Origin of the sequence: Mycolicibacterium moriokaense (assembly GCF_010726085.1) — a bacterium.
GTDB classification, from domain to species: domain Bacteria; phylum Actinomycetota; class Actinomycetes; order Mycobacteriales; family Mycobacteriaceae; genus Mycobacterium; species Mycobacterium moriokaense.
Genome location: NZ_AP022560.1, coordinates 3,227,282 through 3,243,262 on the forward strand (window position 1 = coordinate 3,227,282; position 15,981 = coordinate 3,243,262).

General features: G+C 64.1%; 11 protein-coding genes and 3 rRNA genes. 13 read left to right on the top strand and 1 reads right to left on the bottom strand.

What is annotated here, in order from left to right; all coding sequences use genetic code 11:
• Window positions 1-5 precede the first annotated feature (5 nt).
• The 10 genes from tyrS (at window position 6) to recN (ending at window position 12,678) form a co-directional block, all read left to right on the top strand.
• On the top strand, window positions 6-1,289 hold the full coding sequence (gene tyrS / locus G6N43_RS15695) for a tyrosine--tRNA ligase (protein ID WP_083152815.1): 1,284 nt from the start codon (window positions 6-8) through the stop codon (window positions 1,287-1,289).
• 486 nt (window positions 1,290-1,775) lie between these two features.
• A 16S ribosomal RNA gene (locus G6N43_RS15700) occupies window positions 1,776-3,298 on the top strand.
• A gap of 381 nt (window positions 3,299-3,679) precedes the next feature.
• A 23S ribosomal RNA gene (locus G6N43_RS15705) occupies window positions 3,680-6,804 on the top strand.
• A gap of 139 nt (window positions 6,805-6,943) precedes the next feature.
• Window positions 6,944-7,057, top strand: a 5S ribosomal RNA gene (rrf, locus tag G6N43_RS15710).
• The 16S, 23S and 5S rRNA genes sit together here, the layout of an rRNA operon.
• A 127-nt stretch (window positions 7,058-7,184) precedes the next feature.
• Window positions 7,185-7,967 (top strand): tetratricopeptide repeat protein, encoded by a 783-nt coding sequence (locus G6N43_RS15715; protein ID WP_083157889.1) that lies wholly within the window; start codon window positions 7,185-7,187, stop codon window positions 7,965-7,967.
• A gap of 1 nt (window position 7,968) precedes the next feature.
• Window positions 7,969-8,991: an HAD-IIA family hydrolase gene (locus G6N43_RS15720; protein ID WP_083157888.1), complete on the top strand. Its 1,023-nt coding sequence runs from the start codon at window positions 7,969-7,971 to the stop codon at window positions 8,989-8,991.
• An 8-nt stretch (window positions 8,992-8,999) separates the two neighbouring features.
• Entirely contained in the window at window positions 9,000-9,185 is a 186-nt protein-coding gene (locus G6N43_RS15725; protein ID WP_083157890.1) for a hypothetical protein, read from the top strand.
• 6 nt (window positions 9,186-9,191) lie between these two features.
• Entirely contained in the window at window positions 9,192-10,001 is an 810-nt protein-coding gene (locus tag G6N43_RS15730) for a TlyA family RNA methyltransferase (protein WP_083157887.1), read from the top strand.
• Window positions 9,998-10,921, top strand: coding sequence for an NAD kinase (locus G6N43_RS15735; protein WP_163658123.1), 924 nt, complete (start codon window positions 9,998-10,000; stop codon window positions 10,919-10,921). Before G6N43_RS15730 ends, G6N43_RS15735 begins: the two co-directional genes overlap by 4 nt.
• Window positions 10,921-12,678, top strand: coding sequence for a DNA repair protein RecN (gene recN, locus G6N43_RS15740; protein WP_083157679.1), 1,758 nt, complete (start codon window positions 10,921-10,923; stop codon window positions 12,676-12,678). Before G6N43_RS15735 ends, recN begins: the two co-directional genes overlap by 1 nt.
• Here the strand turns inward: recN and G6N43_RS15745 are convergent.
• Complete coding sequence (locus tag G6N43_RS15745) at window positions 12,675-13,250, bottom strand: TetR/AcrR family transcriptional regulator (protein WP_083157680.1); 576 nt, start codon at window positions 13,248-13,250, stop codon at window positions 12,675-12,677. The two genes, recN and G6N43_RS15745, sit on opposite strands and share 4 nt — an antisense overlap.
• Window positions 13,251-13,281: 31 nt before the next feature.
• On the opposite strand from G6N43_RS15745, the gene G6N43_RS15750 reads away from it, so the two are divergent.
• From G6N43_RS15750 to G6N43_RS15760, 3 genes are all read left to right on the top strand, one after another.
• Window positions 13,282-13,662 (top strand): VOC family protein, encoded by a 381-nt coding sequence (locus G6N43_RS15750; protein WP_083157681.1) that lies wholly within the window; start codon window positions 13,282-13,284, stop codon window positions 13,660-13,662.
• A gap of 92 nt (window positions 13,663-13,754) precedes the next feature.
• Window positions 13,755-14,939: a putative cytokinetic ring protein SteA gene (steA, locus tag G6N43_RS15755; RefSeq protein WP_083157682.1), complete on the top strand. Its 1,185-nt coding sequence runs from the start codon at window positions 13,755-13,757 to the stop codon at window positions 14,937-14,939.
• Window positions 14,940-14,948: 9 nt separating this feature from the next.
• Window positions 14,949-15,890 (top strand): copper transporter, encoded by a 942-nt coding sequence (locus G6N43_RS15760; protein WP_083157683.1) that lies wholly within the window; start codon window positions 14,949-14,951, stop codon window positions 15,888-15,890.
• Window positions 15,891-15,981: the final 91 nt, after the last annotated feature.

Here is a 15,981-nt window from a genome sequence, read left to right on the forward strand (position 1 = left end):
GTGCTGTGACTTCTACGGGCGCATCCATCCTCGATGAGCTGGACTGGCGCGGGCTGATCGCGCAGTCCACCGACCGCGACGCATTGGCAGCGGTGCTGGCCGCCGGGCCCACGACCGTCTATTCAGGCTTCGACCCGACGGCGCCGAGCCTGCACGCAGGACACCTCATCCCGCTGCTGACGCTGCGCCGTTTTCAGCAGGCGGGACACCGTCCGATCGTCCTGGCCGGTGGTGCGACGGGCATGATCGGCGATCCGCGCGACGTCGGGGAGCGCACGCTGAACAGCGCTGACACGGTCGCCGAGTGGGCCGATCGCATACGTGGCCAGCTGGAGCGTTTCGTCGACTTCAACGAATCGCCGACCGGCGCCGTTGTAGAGAACAACCTCACGTGGACCGCCCAGATGAATGCGATCGAGTTCCTTCGCGATATCGGGAAACACTTCTCCGTCAACGTGATGCTCGACCGGGACACGGTGCGCCGCCGCCTCGAAGGCGAAGGCATCTCCTACACCGAATTCAGCTACATGCTGTTGCAGGCCAACGACTTCGTGGAGCTTCACCAGCGATACGGATGCGCACTGCAGATCGGCGGGTCCGATCAATGGGGCAACATCATCGCCGGCGTTCGGCTCGTCCGCCAGAAGACCGGCGCGACCGTGCATGCCCTGACCACCCCGCTCGTCACCGATTCCGAAGGCCAGAAGTTCGGAAAGTCGACCGGCGGCGGCAGCCTGTGGCTCGACCCGGAGATGACGAGTCCCTACGCCTGGTACCAGTACTTCGTGAACACCGCCGACGCGGACGTGATCCGCTACCTGCGGTGGTTCACCTTCCTTTCCGCGGATGAATTGGCGGAGCTGGAGCAGGCAACGGCGGAGCGACCGCACGAACGTGCCGGTCAGCGTCGGCTGGCGCGGGAGCTGACGACCCTGGTGCACGGTGAGGCCGCGACGGAGTCGGTCGAACACGCCAGCCAGGCACTGTTCGGTCGTGGTGAACTCACCCGCCTGGACGAGCCGACGTTGGCCGCCGCGCTGCGCGAGGCATCGGTCGCCGAACTGCAGCCGGGACAACCCGACGCGATCACCGACCTGCTGGTGGCCAGCGGTTTGGCGGCGAGCAAGGGCGCGGCCCGCCGCACGATCGGCGAGGGCGGGGCATACGTCAACAACGTTCGTATCGAGAGTGAAGAGTGGGCGCCCCAGCCGTCGGACTTCCTGCACGGCCGCTGGCTGGTGCTGCGCCGGGGCAAGCGGAATATCGCCGGCGTCCATCGCGTTGGCTAGTTCGTCGGGTCGTCGAGGCCCGGCGGGAAATTGACGTCGACGCTCGGGAACAAAGTCTCCGGGAGGCGCGTTGTAACCCACGGACTATGAGTCGACGCACTGATGTGCGCGCGATGGACGCGGATCGAAAGACACGCCCCATCAGGCCATTTGACTCAGAGTTATCCCTCACGTAACTTATCGGAGTCGCTGCGACACGGGCCAAGCCCGACGAGCGCGGCGGCTCCCAGAGGGAAGCCCCAACTTCGGTTGGGTTCCTGATTGTCCGCACACGAGCCCGTGGCTTAAAGCCGCGGGTTGGTTGCGCGGCCGAGCGGGTGTGTTGTTTGAGAACTCAATAGTGTGTTTGGTGGTTTTTGTTTGTTGTTTTTTGTCCGCCTCTTTTTCCCGTTTAGGGGTGGATTTTTTGTGATGCCAGTTTTTGGTGTCTTGCTTGGTCAGATTGTCTCTGATTGATTTCACCTGACTGTTTGGTTGGGTTGTTTTTGTTTGGAGAGTTTGATCCTGGCTCAGGACGAACGCTGGCGGCGTGCTTAACACATGCAAGTCGAACGGAAAGGCCCTTTCGGGGGTACTCGAGTGGCGAACGGGTGAGTAACACGTGGGTGATCTGCCCTGCACTTTGGGATAAGCCTGGGAAACTGGGTCTAATACCGAATACACCCTGCTGGTCGCATGGCCTGGTGGGGGAAAGCTTTTGCGGTGTGGGATGGGCCGCGGCCTATCAGCTTGTTGGTGGGGTGATGGCCTACCAAGGCGACGACGGGTAGCCGGCCTGAGAGGGTGTCCGGCCACACTGGGACTGAGATACGGCCCAGACTCCTACGGGAGGCAGCAGTGGGGAATATTGCACAATGGGCGCAAGCCTGATGCAGCGACGCCGCGTGAGGGATGACGGCCTTCGGGTTGTAAACCTCTTTCAGTACCGACGAAGCGCAAGTGACGGTAGGTACAGAAGAAGCACCGGCCAACTACGTGCCAGCAGCCGCGGTAATACGTAGGGTGCGAGCGTTGTCCGGAATTACTGGGCGTAAAGAGCTCGTAGGTGGTTTGTCGCGTTGTTCGTGAAAACTCACAGCTTAACTGTGGGCGTGCGGGCGATACGGGCAGACTGGAGTACTGCAGGGGAGACTGGAATTCCTGGTGTAGCGGTGGAATGCGCAGATATCAGGAGGAACACCGGTGGCGAAGGCGGGTCTCTGGGCAGTAACTGACGCTGAGGAGCGAAAGCGTGGGGAGCGAACAGGATTAGATACCCTGGTAGTCCACGCCGTAAACGGTGGGTACTAGGTGTGGGTTTCCTTCCTTGGGATCCGTGCCGTAGCTAACGCATTAAGTACCCCGCCTGGGGAGTACGGCCGCAAGGCTAAAACTCAAAGGAATTGACGGGGGCCCGCACAAGCGGCGGAGCATGTGGATTAATTCGATGCAACGCGAAGAACCTTACCTGGGTTTGACATGCACAGGACGCCGGCAGAGATGTCGGTTCCCTTGTGGCCTGTGTGCAGGTGGTGCATGGCTGTCGTCAGCTCGTGTCGTGAGATGTTGGGTTAAGTCCCGCAACGAGCGCAACCCTTGTCTCATGTTGCCAGCGGGTAATGCCGGGGACTCGTGAGAGACTGCCGGGGTCAACTCGGAGGAAGGTGGGGATGACGTCAAGTCATCATGCCCCTTATGTCCAGGGCTTCACACATGCTACAATGGCCGGTACAAAGGGCTGCGATGCCGTGAGGTGGAGCGAATCCTTTCAAAGCCGGTCTCAGTTCGGATCGGGGTCTGCAACTCGACCCCGTGAAGTCGGAGTCGCTAGTAATCGCAGATCAGCAACGCTGCGGTGAATACGTTCCCGGGCCTTGTACACACCGCCCGTCACGTCATGAAAGTCGGTAACACCCGAAGCCGGTGGCCTAACCCCTTGTGGGAGGGAGCCGTCGAAGGTGGGATCGGCGATTGGGACGAAGTCGTAACAAGGTAGCCGTACCGGAAGGTGCGGCTGGATCACCTCCTTTCTAAGGAGCACCATTTCATTCCCCCGCCCCCGCATCGTGTGGGATCAGTGTGGTTGGGAGATCAGTGCCGGGGCCTGTAGTGGGTGCCCGGTCGGTGCACGACAAACGCGTTGTGGCCCTACGGGATTGGGGTCATGCGAAAGATCATCAGACACACTATTGGGCTTTGAGACAACAAGCCCGCGGTGCTTGCCCTGGTGGGGTGGGTGTCGGCCTGTGGCCCCGGGTGGGGTTGTGGGTTCTTGTTGTTGCCCCGTCTTTGGTGGTGGGGTGTGGTGTTTGATTTGTGGATAGTGGTTGCGAGCATCGATCCGGCAGCTTTGGCTGTTGGGTTTGATAATGCAATTTTTGATTCTTCCGAGAATTTTTAACTGTTTTGTGTTGTAAGTGTTTTAGGGCGCATGGTGGATGCCTTGGCACTGGGAGCCGATGAAGGACGTGGGAGGCTGCGTTATGCCTCGGGGAGCTGTCAACCGAGCGTGGATCCGAGGATGTCCGAATGGGGAAACCCGGCACGAGTGATGTCGTGTCACCCACTACTGAATGTATAGGTAGTGGGGGGGAACGCGGGGAAGTGAAACATCTCAGTACCCGTAGGAAGAGAAAACAAGTGTGATTCCGTGAGTAGTGGCGAGCGAAAGCGGAGGATGGCTAAACCGCGTGCATGTGATACCCGGCGGGGGTTGTGTGTGCGGTGTTGTGGGGCGTTTCTTCCCTTCTCCGCCGAGGAGGGCGAAAGTGATAAACCGTGGTGTTAGGTGAAGTGGTCTGGGATGGCCTGCCGTAGTGGGTGAGAGCCCCGTAACTGAAAACATCATGGCTTTCGTGGAACTGTCCCCGAGTAGCAGCGGGCCCGTGGAATCTGCTGTGAATCTGCCGGGACCACCCGGTAAGCCTGAATACTTCCCAGTGACCGATAGCGGATTAGTACCGTGAGGGAATGGTGAAAAGTACCCCGGGAGGGGAGTGAAAGAGTACCTGAAACCGTGTGCCTACAATCCGTCAAAGCCCTCGACTTTGTTGTGGGGTGATGGCGTGCCTTTTGAAGAATGAGCCTGCGAGTCAGGGACATGTCGCGAGGTTAACCCGGGTGGGGTAGCCGCAGCGAAAGCGAGTCTGAATAGGGCGTATCCACACAACAGTGTGTGGTGTAGTGGTGTGTTCTGGACCCGAAGCGGAGTGATCTACCCATGGCCAGGGTGAAGCGCGGGTAAGACCGCGTGGAGGCCCGAACCCACTTAGGTTGAAGACTGAGGGGATGAGTTGTGGGTAGGGGTGAAAGGCCAATCAAACTCCGTGATAGCTGGTTCTCCCCGAAATGCATTTAGGTGCAGCGTCGCATTTTTCTTGTTGGAGGTAGAGCTACTGGATGGCCGATGGGCCCTACTAGGTTACTGACGTCAGCCAAACTCCGAATGCCGACAAGACAGACAGTGCGGCAGTGAGACGGCGGGGGATAAGCTCCGTGCGTCGAGAGGGAAACAGCCCAGATCGCCGGCTAAGGCCCCTAAGCGTGTGCTAAGTGGAAAAGGATGTGCAGTCGCGAAGACAACCAGGAGGTTGGCTTAGAAGCAGCCACCCTTGAAAGAGTGCGTAATAGCTCACTGGTCAAGTGATTGTGCGCCGATAATGTAGCGGGGCTCAAGCACACCGCCGAAGCCGCGGCAGCCAATTTGGCTGGGTAGGGGAGCGTCCTGCATCCGGTGAAGCCACAGAGTGATCTAGTGGTGGAGGGTGTGGGAGTGAGAATGCAGGCATGAGTAGCGATAAGGCAAGTGAGAACCTTGCCCGCCGGAAGACCAAGGGTTCCTGGGCCAGGCCAGTCCGCCCAGGGTGAGTCGGGACCTAAGGCGAGGCCGACAGGCGTAGTCGATGGACAACGGGTTGATATTCCCGTACCCGTGTATCAGCGTCCCTGATGAATCCAATCTGCTAACCACCCAAACGGTGGCCTACCAACTCCTTTTAGGAGGCGGGGGTCGCCCGCTGCGTGGGACCCGGTTGGGTAGTAGTCAAGCGATGGGGTGACGCAGGAAGGTAGCCGTACCAGTCAGTGGTAATACTGGGGCAAGCCTGTAGGGAGTTGGGTAGGTAAATCCGCCCAGCACATATCCTGAGAGGTGATGCATAGCCGAGTGAGGCGAATTCGGTGATCCTATGCTGTCGAGAAAAGCCTCTAGCGAGTCGGTACACGGCCCGTACCCCAAACCAACACAGGTGGTCAGGTAGAGAATACCGAGGCGTACGAGTGAACTATGGTTAAGGAACTCGGCAAAATGCCCCCGTAACTTCGGGAGAAGGGGGACCCACGTACCGTCAACACCTTTTGCGGTGGGCAGCGGGGGTGGGTGGCACAAACCAGTGAGAAGCGACTGTTTACTAAAAACACAGGTCCGTGCGAAGTCGCAAGACGATGTATACGGACTGACGCCTGCCCGGTGCTGGAAGGTTAAGAGGACCCGTTAACCCTTTCGGGGGTGAAGCGGAGAATTTAAGCCCCAGTAAACGGCGGTGGTAACTATAACCATCCTAAGGTAGCGAAATTCCTTGTCGGGTAAGTTCCGACCTGCACGAATGGCGTAACGACTTCTCAGCTGTCTCAACCATAGACTCGGCGAAATTGCATTACGAGTAAAGATGCTCGTTACGCGCGGCAGGACGAAAAGACCCCGGGACCTTCACTACAACTTGGTATTGGTGCTCGATACGGTTTGTGTAGGATAGGTGGGAGACTGTGAAACTCAGACGCCAGTTTGAGTGGAGTCGTTGTTGAAATACCACTCTGATCGTATTGGGCCTCTAACCTCGAACCGTTTATCCGGTTCAGGGACAGTGCCTGGCGGGTAGTTTAACTGGGGCGGTTGCCTCCTAAAAAGTAACGGAGGCGCCCAAAGGTTCCCTCAACCTGGACGGCAATCAGGTGTTGAGTGTAAGTGCACAAGGGAGCTTGACTGCGAGACGGACATGTCAAGCAGGGACGAAAGTCGGGACTAGTGATCCGGCACCCCCGAGTGGAAGGGGTGTCGCTCAACGGATAAAAGGTACCCCGGGGATAACAGGCTGATCTTCCCCAAGAGTCCATATCGACGGGATGGTTTGGCACCTCGATGTCGGCTCGTCGCATCCTGGGGCTGGAGCAGGTCCCAAGGGTTGGGCTGTTCGCCCATTAAAGCGGCACGCGAGCTGGGTTTAGAACGTCGTGAGACAGTTCGGTCTCTATCCGCCGCGCGCGTCAGAAGCTTGAGGAAACCTGTCCCTAGTACGAGAGGACCGGGACGGACGAACCTCTGGTCCACCAGTTGTCCCACCAGGGGCACCGCTGGATAGCCACGTTCGGACAGGATAACCGCTGAAAGCATCTAAGCGGGAAACCCCCTCCAAGACCAGGCTTCTCACCCATTTCAGTGGGATAAGGCCCCCCGCAGACCACGGGATCGATAGACCAGACCTACACGCACAGCAATGTGTTCAGGGAACTGGCACTAACCGGCCGAAAACTTACACACAACCAACCTCGCAACCACACAATCCACAAACACCAGCCACACCCCACCACCAAAAACACCACCAACACGGTGAAAACCAAGGGGGCAATGCTCAAAGAATTCCCACACCATGTGGGTCACTTTGACAAGTGAATAACGTTACGGCGGTACATAGCGGCAGGGAAACGCCCGGACCCATCCCGAACCCGGAAGCTAAGCCTGCCAGCGCCGATGATACTACCCACCCGGGTGGAAAAGTAGGACACCGCCGAACACAAATTAGGATCACCCCCCACAATTGCGTGGGGGGTGATTCTATTTCCGACAATTAGTGTCGAATTCTCGGTATTCAATTCTCGGCCGAATTCTCAATTCTGGCGGGATCGGGTAGAAAGACATACGTGGTCCAAGACGGAAACCGCGACAACCGCGGACGCGGCCCCCGGCGGCAGGCGCCGCGCACGTCGGGTCCCAACCGGGCTCGTCGAGCTCAGCCGAGAGTCGACGAACACCCGACACCACAGGACGGCCCGGCCATCCCCGCCGACATCGAGGCCAAACAGTTGGCGCCCGAGATCCGCGGTGAACTCACGACTTTGGACCGTGCGACGGCCGATACGGTGGCAAGGCACCTGGTGGCCGCCGGCCTGCTCCTCGATGAAGATCCCGAAGCGGCACTGGCGCACGCCCGCGCGGCCCGCGCCCGCTCCGGTCGCATCGCCGCGGTCCGCGAAGCCGTCGGGATCGCCGCGTACCACGCCGGCGACTGGGCACAGGCCCTCGCCGAGCTACGCGCCGCGCGCCGCATGGGCAGCAAGTCGGCGCTGCTTCCTCTGATCGCCGACTGCGAACGCGGTGTGGGCCGCCCGGAACGGGCGATCGAGCTGGCCCGCAGTCCGGAAGCCGCAGAGCTGACCGGCGACGACGCCGACGAGATGCGCATCGTCGCGGCCGGCGCCCGTTCGGATCTCGGTCAGTACGAGCAGGCCATCGCGATTCTGTCGACCCCGCAGTTGGACAAGACCCGCCGCGGTGAGACCGCCGCGCGACTCTTCTACGTCTACGCCGAAACGCTGCTGGCGCTCGGACGTAACGAGGAGGCGCTGCAGTGGTTCATCAACGCCGCCGCCGCGGATCTCGAGGGAGTGACCGACGCCGAGGACCGGATCACGGAGCTGAGCTGACGTGAGCACCCTTGTGCAGGAACATGATTGCCTGCTGCTCGACCTCGACGGCACCGTCTTCCGCGGACACGAAGCCACCGAAGGCGCGGTCGAAACACTGTCCACCGTCGACGCCCGCACCCTGTACGTCACGAACAACGCGTCGCGTAGCCCGGCCGAGGTCGCCCAGCATCTCCATGAGCTGGGCTTCGCCGCCGACCCCGGCGATGTCGTCACCAGTGCGCAGAGCGCGGCAAACCTACTCGCCGCCCAATTGTCGCCCGGCGCAGCGGTTCTCATCGTCGGCACGGAGGCGTTGGCCGCCGAGGTACGCGGGGTCGGACTGAAGCCGGTGCGTCAATGGTCCGACGGACCGGAGGCCGTCGTCCAGGGACACTCCCCGCAGACCGGCTGGCCCGACCTCGCCGAAGCGGCGTTGGCGATCCGAAACGGCGCCCTCTGGGTCGCGGCCAACATCGACCTGACCCTGCCGTCGGAACGCGGCCTGCTGCCCGGCAACGGGTCGATGGTCGCGGCGCTGAAGGCGGCGACCAACCAGGAGCCACAGGTCGCGGGCAAGCCGCACCCGACGCTGATGAACGACGCCCTGGCCCGCGGCACGTTCCGGACGCCGCTGGTGGTCGGCGACCGCCTCGACACCGATATCGCCGGGGCGAATGCCGCCGGTCTGCCGAGTCTGATGGTGCTGACCGGCGTCAGCACCGCGCAGGACCTGGTCCGGGCGGCCGCCTCAGAGCGGCCCGTCTACCTCGCGGCCGATCTGCGCTCCCTCTACGCCGGCTCGGACATCCTTCGCATCGGGCCGCACCCGGGCTGGCGCATCGAGATCGGCCCGTCCGAAGTGACCGTCCACGCCACGGGCAGCGACACCGGGGACCCGCTCTCGGTCGTCCGCGCCACCGCCTGCGCGGTATGGGAGGCGAACCTGGACGGCCGCCAATTCACCATTTCCGCGGGCGACGACACCGCGCGACAGGCCATGCAGCCGTGGTCCCTACTCACCCAGCCGAATCCGCTAGCGTGAACAACGACATGAGTACCGACCCGGACCAGATTCGCGCCCAGATCGCGGAGTTGCTGGCTGAGCTGCCGGACCCCGCGCAGGAGGGCTCCGGATTCGACCAGCTGGCCGACTCCCAGATCGACGTCATCGCCGCGCGGCTCGAGGAGGCGCACGAGCTGCTCGTTCGAGCGCTCGAGTCGGTCGAGAAGGGGTGACCGCGCGTGGCGCGGCGGGCACGTGTTGACGCCGAACTGGTGCGACGCGGGTTGGCCCGCTCCCGCCAGCAGGCCGCCGAGCTGATCGGCGCCGGGCGGGTCAGCATCGACGGCATGCCTGCCGCCAAACCCGCGACCGCGGTCGCGGTCAGTGCCAGATTGACGGTTGACGACGCCGACGAACGTGACTGGGTGTCGCGGGGTGCGCACAAGCTGATGGGTGCACTCGACGGATTCGGGTTGGCGGTCGACGGCCGCCGGTGCCTGGATGCCGGCGCCTCGACCGGTGGGTTCACCGAGGTCCTGCTTGACCGCGGAGCCCGCGAGGTCGTCGCCGTCGACGTCGGATACGGCCAGCTCGCGTGGTCGCTGCGCAACGACCCACGCGTCACGGTGATGGAGCGGACCAACGTGCGGTCGCTGACGCCCGACGCCATCGGCGGCCCGGTCGACCTCGTGGTCGCCGATCTGTCCTTCATCTCGCTGTCCACCGTGCTGCCGGCGTTGACGTCGTGCGCGGGTCCCGACGCCGATATCGTTCCCATGGTGAAGCCGCAATTCGAGGTCGGCAAGGATCGGGTGGGCGCGGGAGGCGTCGTCTCGGATCCGCAATTGCGCAGCGAGGCGGTGCTCACCGTCGCCAAACGCGCTGCCGAGCTGCAATGGCACGCCGTCGCGGTCACCGCGAGCCCGTTGCCCGGTCCGTCCGGCAACGTCGAATACTTTCTGCGCTTACGGGCACGCACCGACGACCCACTGCAGGGGGAGGCGCTCGAACAGGCAGTGCGCCAAGCCGTTACGGAGGGGCCGCAATGACCGCCGAGCGCAACATCCTGCTGGTGCTGCACGCGGGCCGAGACGACGCCACCGACGTAGCGCGCCGGGTGCAGAAAGTATGCGGCGACAACGGAATCGGGCTCAAAGTACTGTCCGCCGAGGCCGTTGACCGTGCGCCCGCGCACCTGTCGCCGGACGAGATCCCCGGCCTGGGCGCCGGAGTCGAGATCGTCGACGCTGAGGAGCGCGCCGCCGAAGGCTGTGAACTCGTGCTCGTCCTCGGTGGTGACGGTAGTTTCCTACGTGGAGCCGAATTGGCCCGCAACGTCGAAATCCCCGTCCTCGGTGTGAATCTGGGCCGTATCGGCTTCCTCGCCGAGGCCGAGGCCGACTCCATCGACTCCGTCCTCGACCACATCGTCAAGCGGGACTACCGCGTCGAGGAGCGGATGACTCTCGACGTCGTGGTGCGCGCCGAAGGGGAGATCATCGACCGCGGTTGGGCGCTCAACGAGGCCAGCCTCGAGAAGGGGCCGCGGCTGGGAGTTCTCGGCGCGGTGCTCGAAGTCGACGGTCGTCCCGTGTCCGCGTTCGGGTGCGACGGCGTGCTCGTGGCGACGCCGACCGGATCGACGGCGTGGGCATTCTCGGCGGGCGGGCCGATCGTGTGGCCCGACCTCGAGGCAATCCTGGTGGTGCCCAACAACGCTCACGCTCTGTTCGCCCGTCCGATGGTCACCAGCCCCAACGCCAACATCGCCATCGAGGTCGAGGCCAGCGGTCACGACGCGCTGGTCTTCTGCGACGGCCGGCGCGAAATGGTGGTGCCCGCAGGCGGCCGGCTTGAAGTGACGCGGTGTGGCACACCGCTGAAGTGGGTGCGACTGGACAGTGCGCCGTTCACCGACCGCCTGGTGCGCAAGTTCCGGTTGCCGGTCACGGGGTGGCGCGGACAGTAGTGCTAGCCGAGATCCGTATCGAGTCGCTGGGTGCGATCAGCACCGCGACCGCCGAATTCGACCGAGGTCTCACCGTGCTGACCGGCGAGACCGGCACCGGAAAGACCATGGTGGTCACGGGTCTACATCTGCTCGGCGGTGCGCGCGCCGACGCCACGCGGGTGCGCTCAGGTGCCGAACGCGCGGTCGTCGAAGGCCGGTTCACGACCAGCGAACTGGGGGAGGGCGTCACCGCCCAGATCGAGGAGATCCTCGATTCGTCGGGCGCCGAGCGTGACGACGACGGCAGCGTCATCGCAGCACGGTCCGTATCGCGCGACGGGCCCTCACGGGCCTTCCTCGGCGGACGCAGCGTGCCCGCAAAGTCGTTGGCCACCTTCACCACCGAAGTGCTCACCCTGCACGGCCAGAACGATCAGCTCCGGCTGATGCGACCCGACGAGCAGCGCGCGGCGCTGGACCGGTTCGTTGACATCGAGAAGCAGCTGAAGCGGTACCAGAAACTGCGCGAGGAGTGGCTGGCGGCGCGGCGTGACCTCGTCGACCGCACACAGCGGGCCCGCGAACTCGCTCAGGAGGCGGATCGGCTCAAGTTCGGTTTGAACGAGATCAACACCGTCGCACCGCAACCCGGTGAGGACGAGGCGCTCGTCGCCGACATTCAACGCTTGTCGGAACTGGATGCGGTGCGCGATGCCGCACACACTGCGCGCGCCGCGCTGTCGGGGGCGGACGACGCGTCGGCCGAAGCCGTGTCGGCGATCGGCAGTGTGGGGCAGGCGAAGTCGGCGCTGGAATCTACTGACGACGCCGCGTTGCGCGCGCTGGCCGCACAGCTCGACAGCGCGCTGGTCGTAATCGGTGACGTGGCAAGCGAACTCGGCGACTATGTGGCCGCGCTGCCCAGCGATGCGAGCACGCTCGAATCGAAGCTGTTGCGCCAGAGCGAGCTACGCACACTGACCCGCAAGTACGCCGCCGACATCGACGGTGTCCTGCAGTGGGCACAGGAGGCGCTGGACCGGTTGGCGCAGCTTGACGTCTCCGAGGAGGCGCTCTCCGAGCTGGAGCGCCAGGTCGCGCGCCTGCACGACGAGGTCGTGGTCGCGGCCAACGACCTGACCAAGGCACGGACCAAGGCGGCCAAGGGTTTGGCGAAGGCGGTGACCGCCGAGCTCTCCGGGCTGGCGATGGCCGACGCCGAGTTCACCGTGTCCGTCGCACCGCTGGCCGCCCGGGCTGACGACGCCGCACCGCTGACGGTGTCGCCGGGCGTGACCGTCCACGCCGGCCAATACGGCGTCGACGCCGTGGAGTTCGGCTTCGCAGCGCATCGCGGTATCGACGTGCTGCCGCTGAACAAGAGCGCATCCGGCGGTGAGCTGTCGCGCGTCATGCTCGCACTCGAGGTCGTGCTGGCCGCCTCGACCGAGGGAACGACGATGGTCTTCGACGAGGTCGACGCGGGCGTCGGCGGTCGCGCGGCGGTGCAGATCGGCCGCCGGCTGGCGCGATTGGCCCGCACGCACCAGGTCATCGTCGTCACCCACCTGCCGCAAGTGGCCGCCTACGCCGACAGCCACCTCATGGTCGACAGCGGCGGGAGGGGTAAGGCCAGTGGCGTACGACGCCTCGACGACGACGAGCGCGTCGCAGAGCTCGCGCGCATGCTCGCCGGGCTCGGCGAATCCGACAGTGGCCGCGCGCACGCACGCGAACTCCTCGAGGCCGCACAGCAAGAGCGCGCGAACGACTAGGTCGCCAGAACGGTGTCGATCGAGTCGGCGATGAATGCGTCGTCGACGCCATCACTAGTCATCAGCCGCCGATAGAACACCGCACCGGACAACGCCACCGACGCGGCCTCAGCGTCGACGCGTGCCGGAAACTCGCCGTCCTCCACGCCCGCGGCAATGGTGTCGGTCAGACGCCGGCGCCGTTGCGCCGAGTAGCGGTGAAAGAAATCACGGACGGCTGGATCGTGTTCCGACGCATGAATCAGAGCGGGGATGCACGCCGCCACCGGCGAATCGGTCAGCGCGCGGGCGAGATGGCGCAGTAGCAACTCGACCCGCTGCCGGGCGGTGCCGGAAACGAGTTCGCGCTCCGGGTTTGGTTGCACGTTGAGCGTCTCCAGCGCATCGGCGAGAAGCGCCGTCTTGTCCGGCCAGTGCCGGTACAGGGTGCTGCGCCCGACGCCCGCGCGCGCCGCCACTGACTCCATCCGAAAGCCCGCGTATCCCGCGGTCGCGAACTCGTCGAGCGCAGCGCGGAGGATGACCTTCCGGGAGTGATTGACCCGGGGATCGGGCTGTCTTTTTTGGGACATATCTGTATCATAAACTGTAGGAGGTGCAAAGATGACCGACGTCAGCGTTCGCTACATCGTCGACGATGTCGATGCTGCAGTGGACTTCTACACATCCCTGTTCCAGTTCGAGGTGGCGATGCGGCCGGGGCCGGGGTTCGCGATGCTGCGCCGCGGAGAGTTGCGGCTGCTGCTGAACTCTCCGGGTGGCGGGGGCGGCGCAGGCCAGACCCTCGCTGACGGTAGCCGGCCAGAACCCGGCGGCTGGAACCGATTTCAGCTGCAGGTGGACGATCTGGACAAGGCCGTCGCCGATGTGCGTAGGGCGGGCGCGGAGCTGCGGGGCGAGGTGATCACCGGCAGGGGCGGACGTCAGGCGCTCGTCCCGGACCCGGCGGGCAACCTCGTCGAACTGTTCGAAAGTTATGCCTAATCGTGTTGCAGATGTGACAAAAGTCGACTTCTGAGGCGGATGTTACGGCGCGCCTCCGACAGAGAGCGCGTGCCTATCGACAGAATCGCCGCATGAAGATGTCAGCGCTGCTATCCCGTAATGCCAGCTCTCGCCCGGGCATCACCGGCACCGCCCGGGTCGACCGGGACATGGATCGGCTGCTGCGTCGCATCAACCCGGGTGACATCGTCGTCATCGACGCCCTGGATCTGGACCGGATCACGGCCGACGCGCTCGTCGAATCCGGCGTCACGGCGGTCGTCAACGCTTCACCGTCGATCTCTGGTCGATACCCCAACCTGGGGCCCGAGGTCCTGGTCGCCAACGGCGTCACCTTGATCGACGACACCGGCGCCGAGGTGTTCAAGAAGGTCAAGGACGGCGCCCGCGTGCGGTTGTACGACGGCGGCGTCTACTCCGGCGACAAGCTGCTGATCCAGGGCGCCGAGCGGACCGACCATGAGATCCACGAGCTGATGCACGAGGCGAAGAGCGGGCTCGTGGCGCATCTGGAAGCCTTCGCGGGCAACACCATCGAGTTCATCCGCAGTGAGAGCCCGCTGCTGATCGACGGCATCGGCATCCCGGACATCGACGTGGACATGAACCGCCGCCACGTCGTGATCGTGGCCGACGAGCCGAGTTCGGCCACCGATCTCAAGGCGCTCAAGCCGTTCATCAAGGAGTACCAGCCGGTGCTGGTGGGCGTCGGCACCGGAGCCGACGTGCTGCGCAAGGCCGGCTACCGCCCGCAGCTCATCGTCGGGGACCCCGACAAGATCAGTGCCGACGCACTGCGGTGCGGTGCGCAGGTCGTGCTGCCCGCCGACGCCGACGGCCACGCAGCAGGACTCGAGCGCATACAGGACCTCGGGGTCGGGGCCATGACCTTCCCGGCCGCCGGATCGGCCGCCGACCTGGCGCTGCTGCTCTGTGATCACCACGGCGCGTCGCTGATCGTGACCGCGGGCCACACCGCGACAATCGAGGAGTTCTTCGACCGGTCGCGCCAGCAGAGCAACCCGTCGACCTTCCTCACCCGGCTGAAGGTCGGCGAGAAGCTGGTCGACGCGAAGGCCGTCGCCACGCTGTACCGCAGCCGGGTCTCCGGCGGGGCGATCGCCCTGCTGGTGCTCGCCATGCTGGTCGCGGTGATCGTCGCGCTGTGGGTCTCGCGGGTCGATGCGACGCTGGTGGACTGGGTCGTGGACTACTGGAACCGTTTCTCGCTCTGGGTCCAGAGCTGGGTCACCTAGGGGGCGACAATGATTTCCCTGCGCTCACACGCGATTTCACTGGCGGCGGTGTTCCTCGCGTTGGCTATCGGGGTCGCCCTCGGGTCGGGTCTGCTGTCCAACACCGTGCTGTCCGGTCTGCGTGACGACAAGCACGAGTTGCAGAAGCAGATCGACACGCTCACCGACGACAAGAACCTGCTCAATGAAAAGCTGAGTGCTGCAGGGGAATTCGACGCCATGATGGCGCCGCGGATCCTGCACGGAACCCTGGACGGAAAGTCCGTCGTGGTGTTCCGGACACCGGATGCGGCCGACGACGACGTCGACGCGTTGGAGCGACTGGTCGCGCAGGCCGGCGGAACGATCACCGGCACAGTGGATCTCACGCGAGAGTTCGTCGACGCGCATTCGGCCGCGAAGCTGCTCTCGGTGGTGAACTCGCCGATCGTGCCCGCAGGAAAACAGCTGAACACCCTGTCGGTGGATCAGGGCTCGCAGGCCGGTGACCTGTTGGGCATCACCCTGCTGATCAGCAAGGACCCGAAAGTCGCGGCAGTCGACGAGGCACAGCGCGAAACCGTCCTGCAGACGCTGCGTGACACGGGCTTCATCACCTACGGCAACCAGCGCATCGGCCCGGCCAACACCGCACTGATCGTGACGGGCGGCCCGCTGAAAGAGGACGCCGGAAACCAGGGCGCGACAGTCGCCAGGTTCGCGGCGGGCATGGCCCCGCACGGCTCCGGCACGGTGCTGGTCGGACGCGACGGATCGTCGTCCGGTACCGCAGCGGTGGCCGTGACGAGGTCAGACTCGGCGCTGAGCACCGTGATCAGCACGGTCGATGACGTCGACTCGGAATCCGGCCGGCTCACCTCGGTGCTGGCCCTGAGCGACCTGGCCGCCGGCGGCAAGCCCGGCCAGTACGGCATCGGCAAGGGTGCGGGATCGGTAACCGTCCCGCAATGATTCCCGGCGGCGCGTCAGCGACGGCTTGTCGGCGTCGGTGTTAGGGTGGGGTTCCGTGGGTCGGCAGGCCCCAGCTATTGACAGCGAGCCC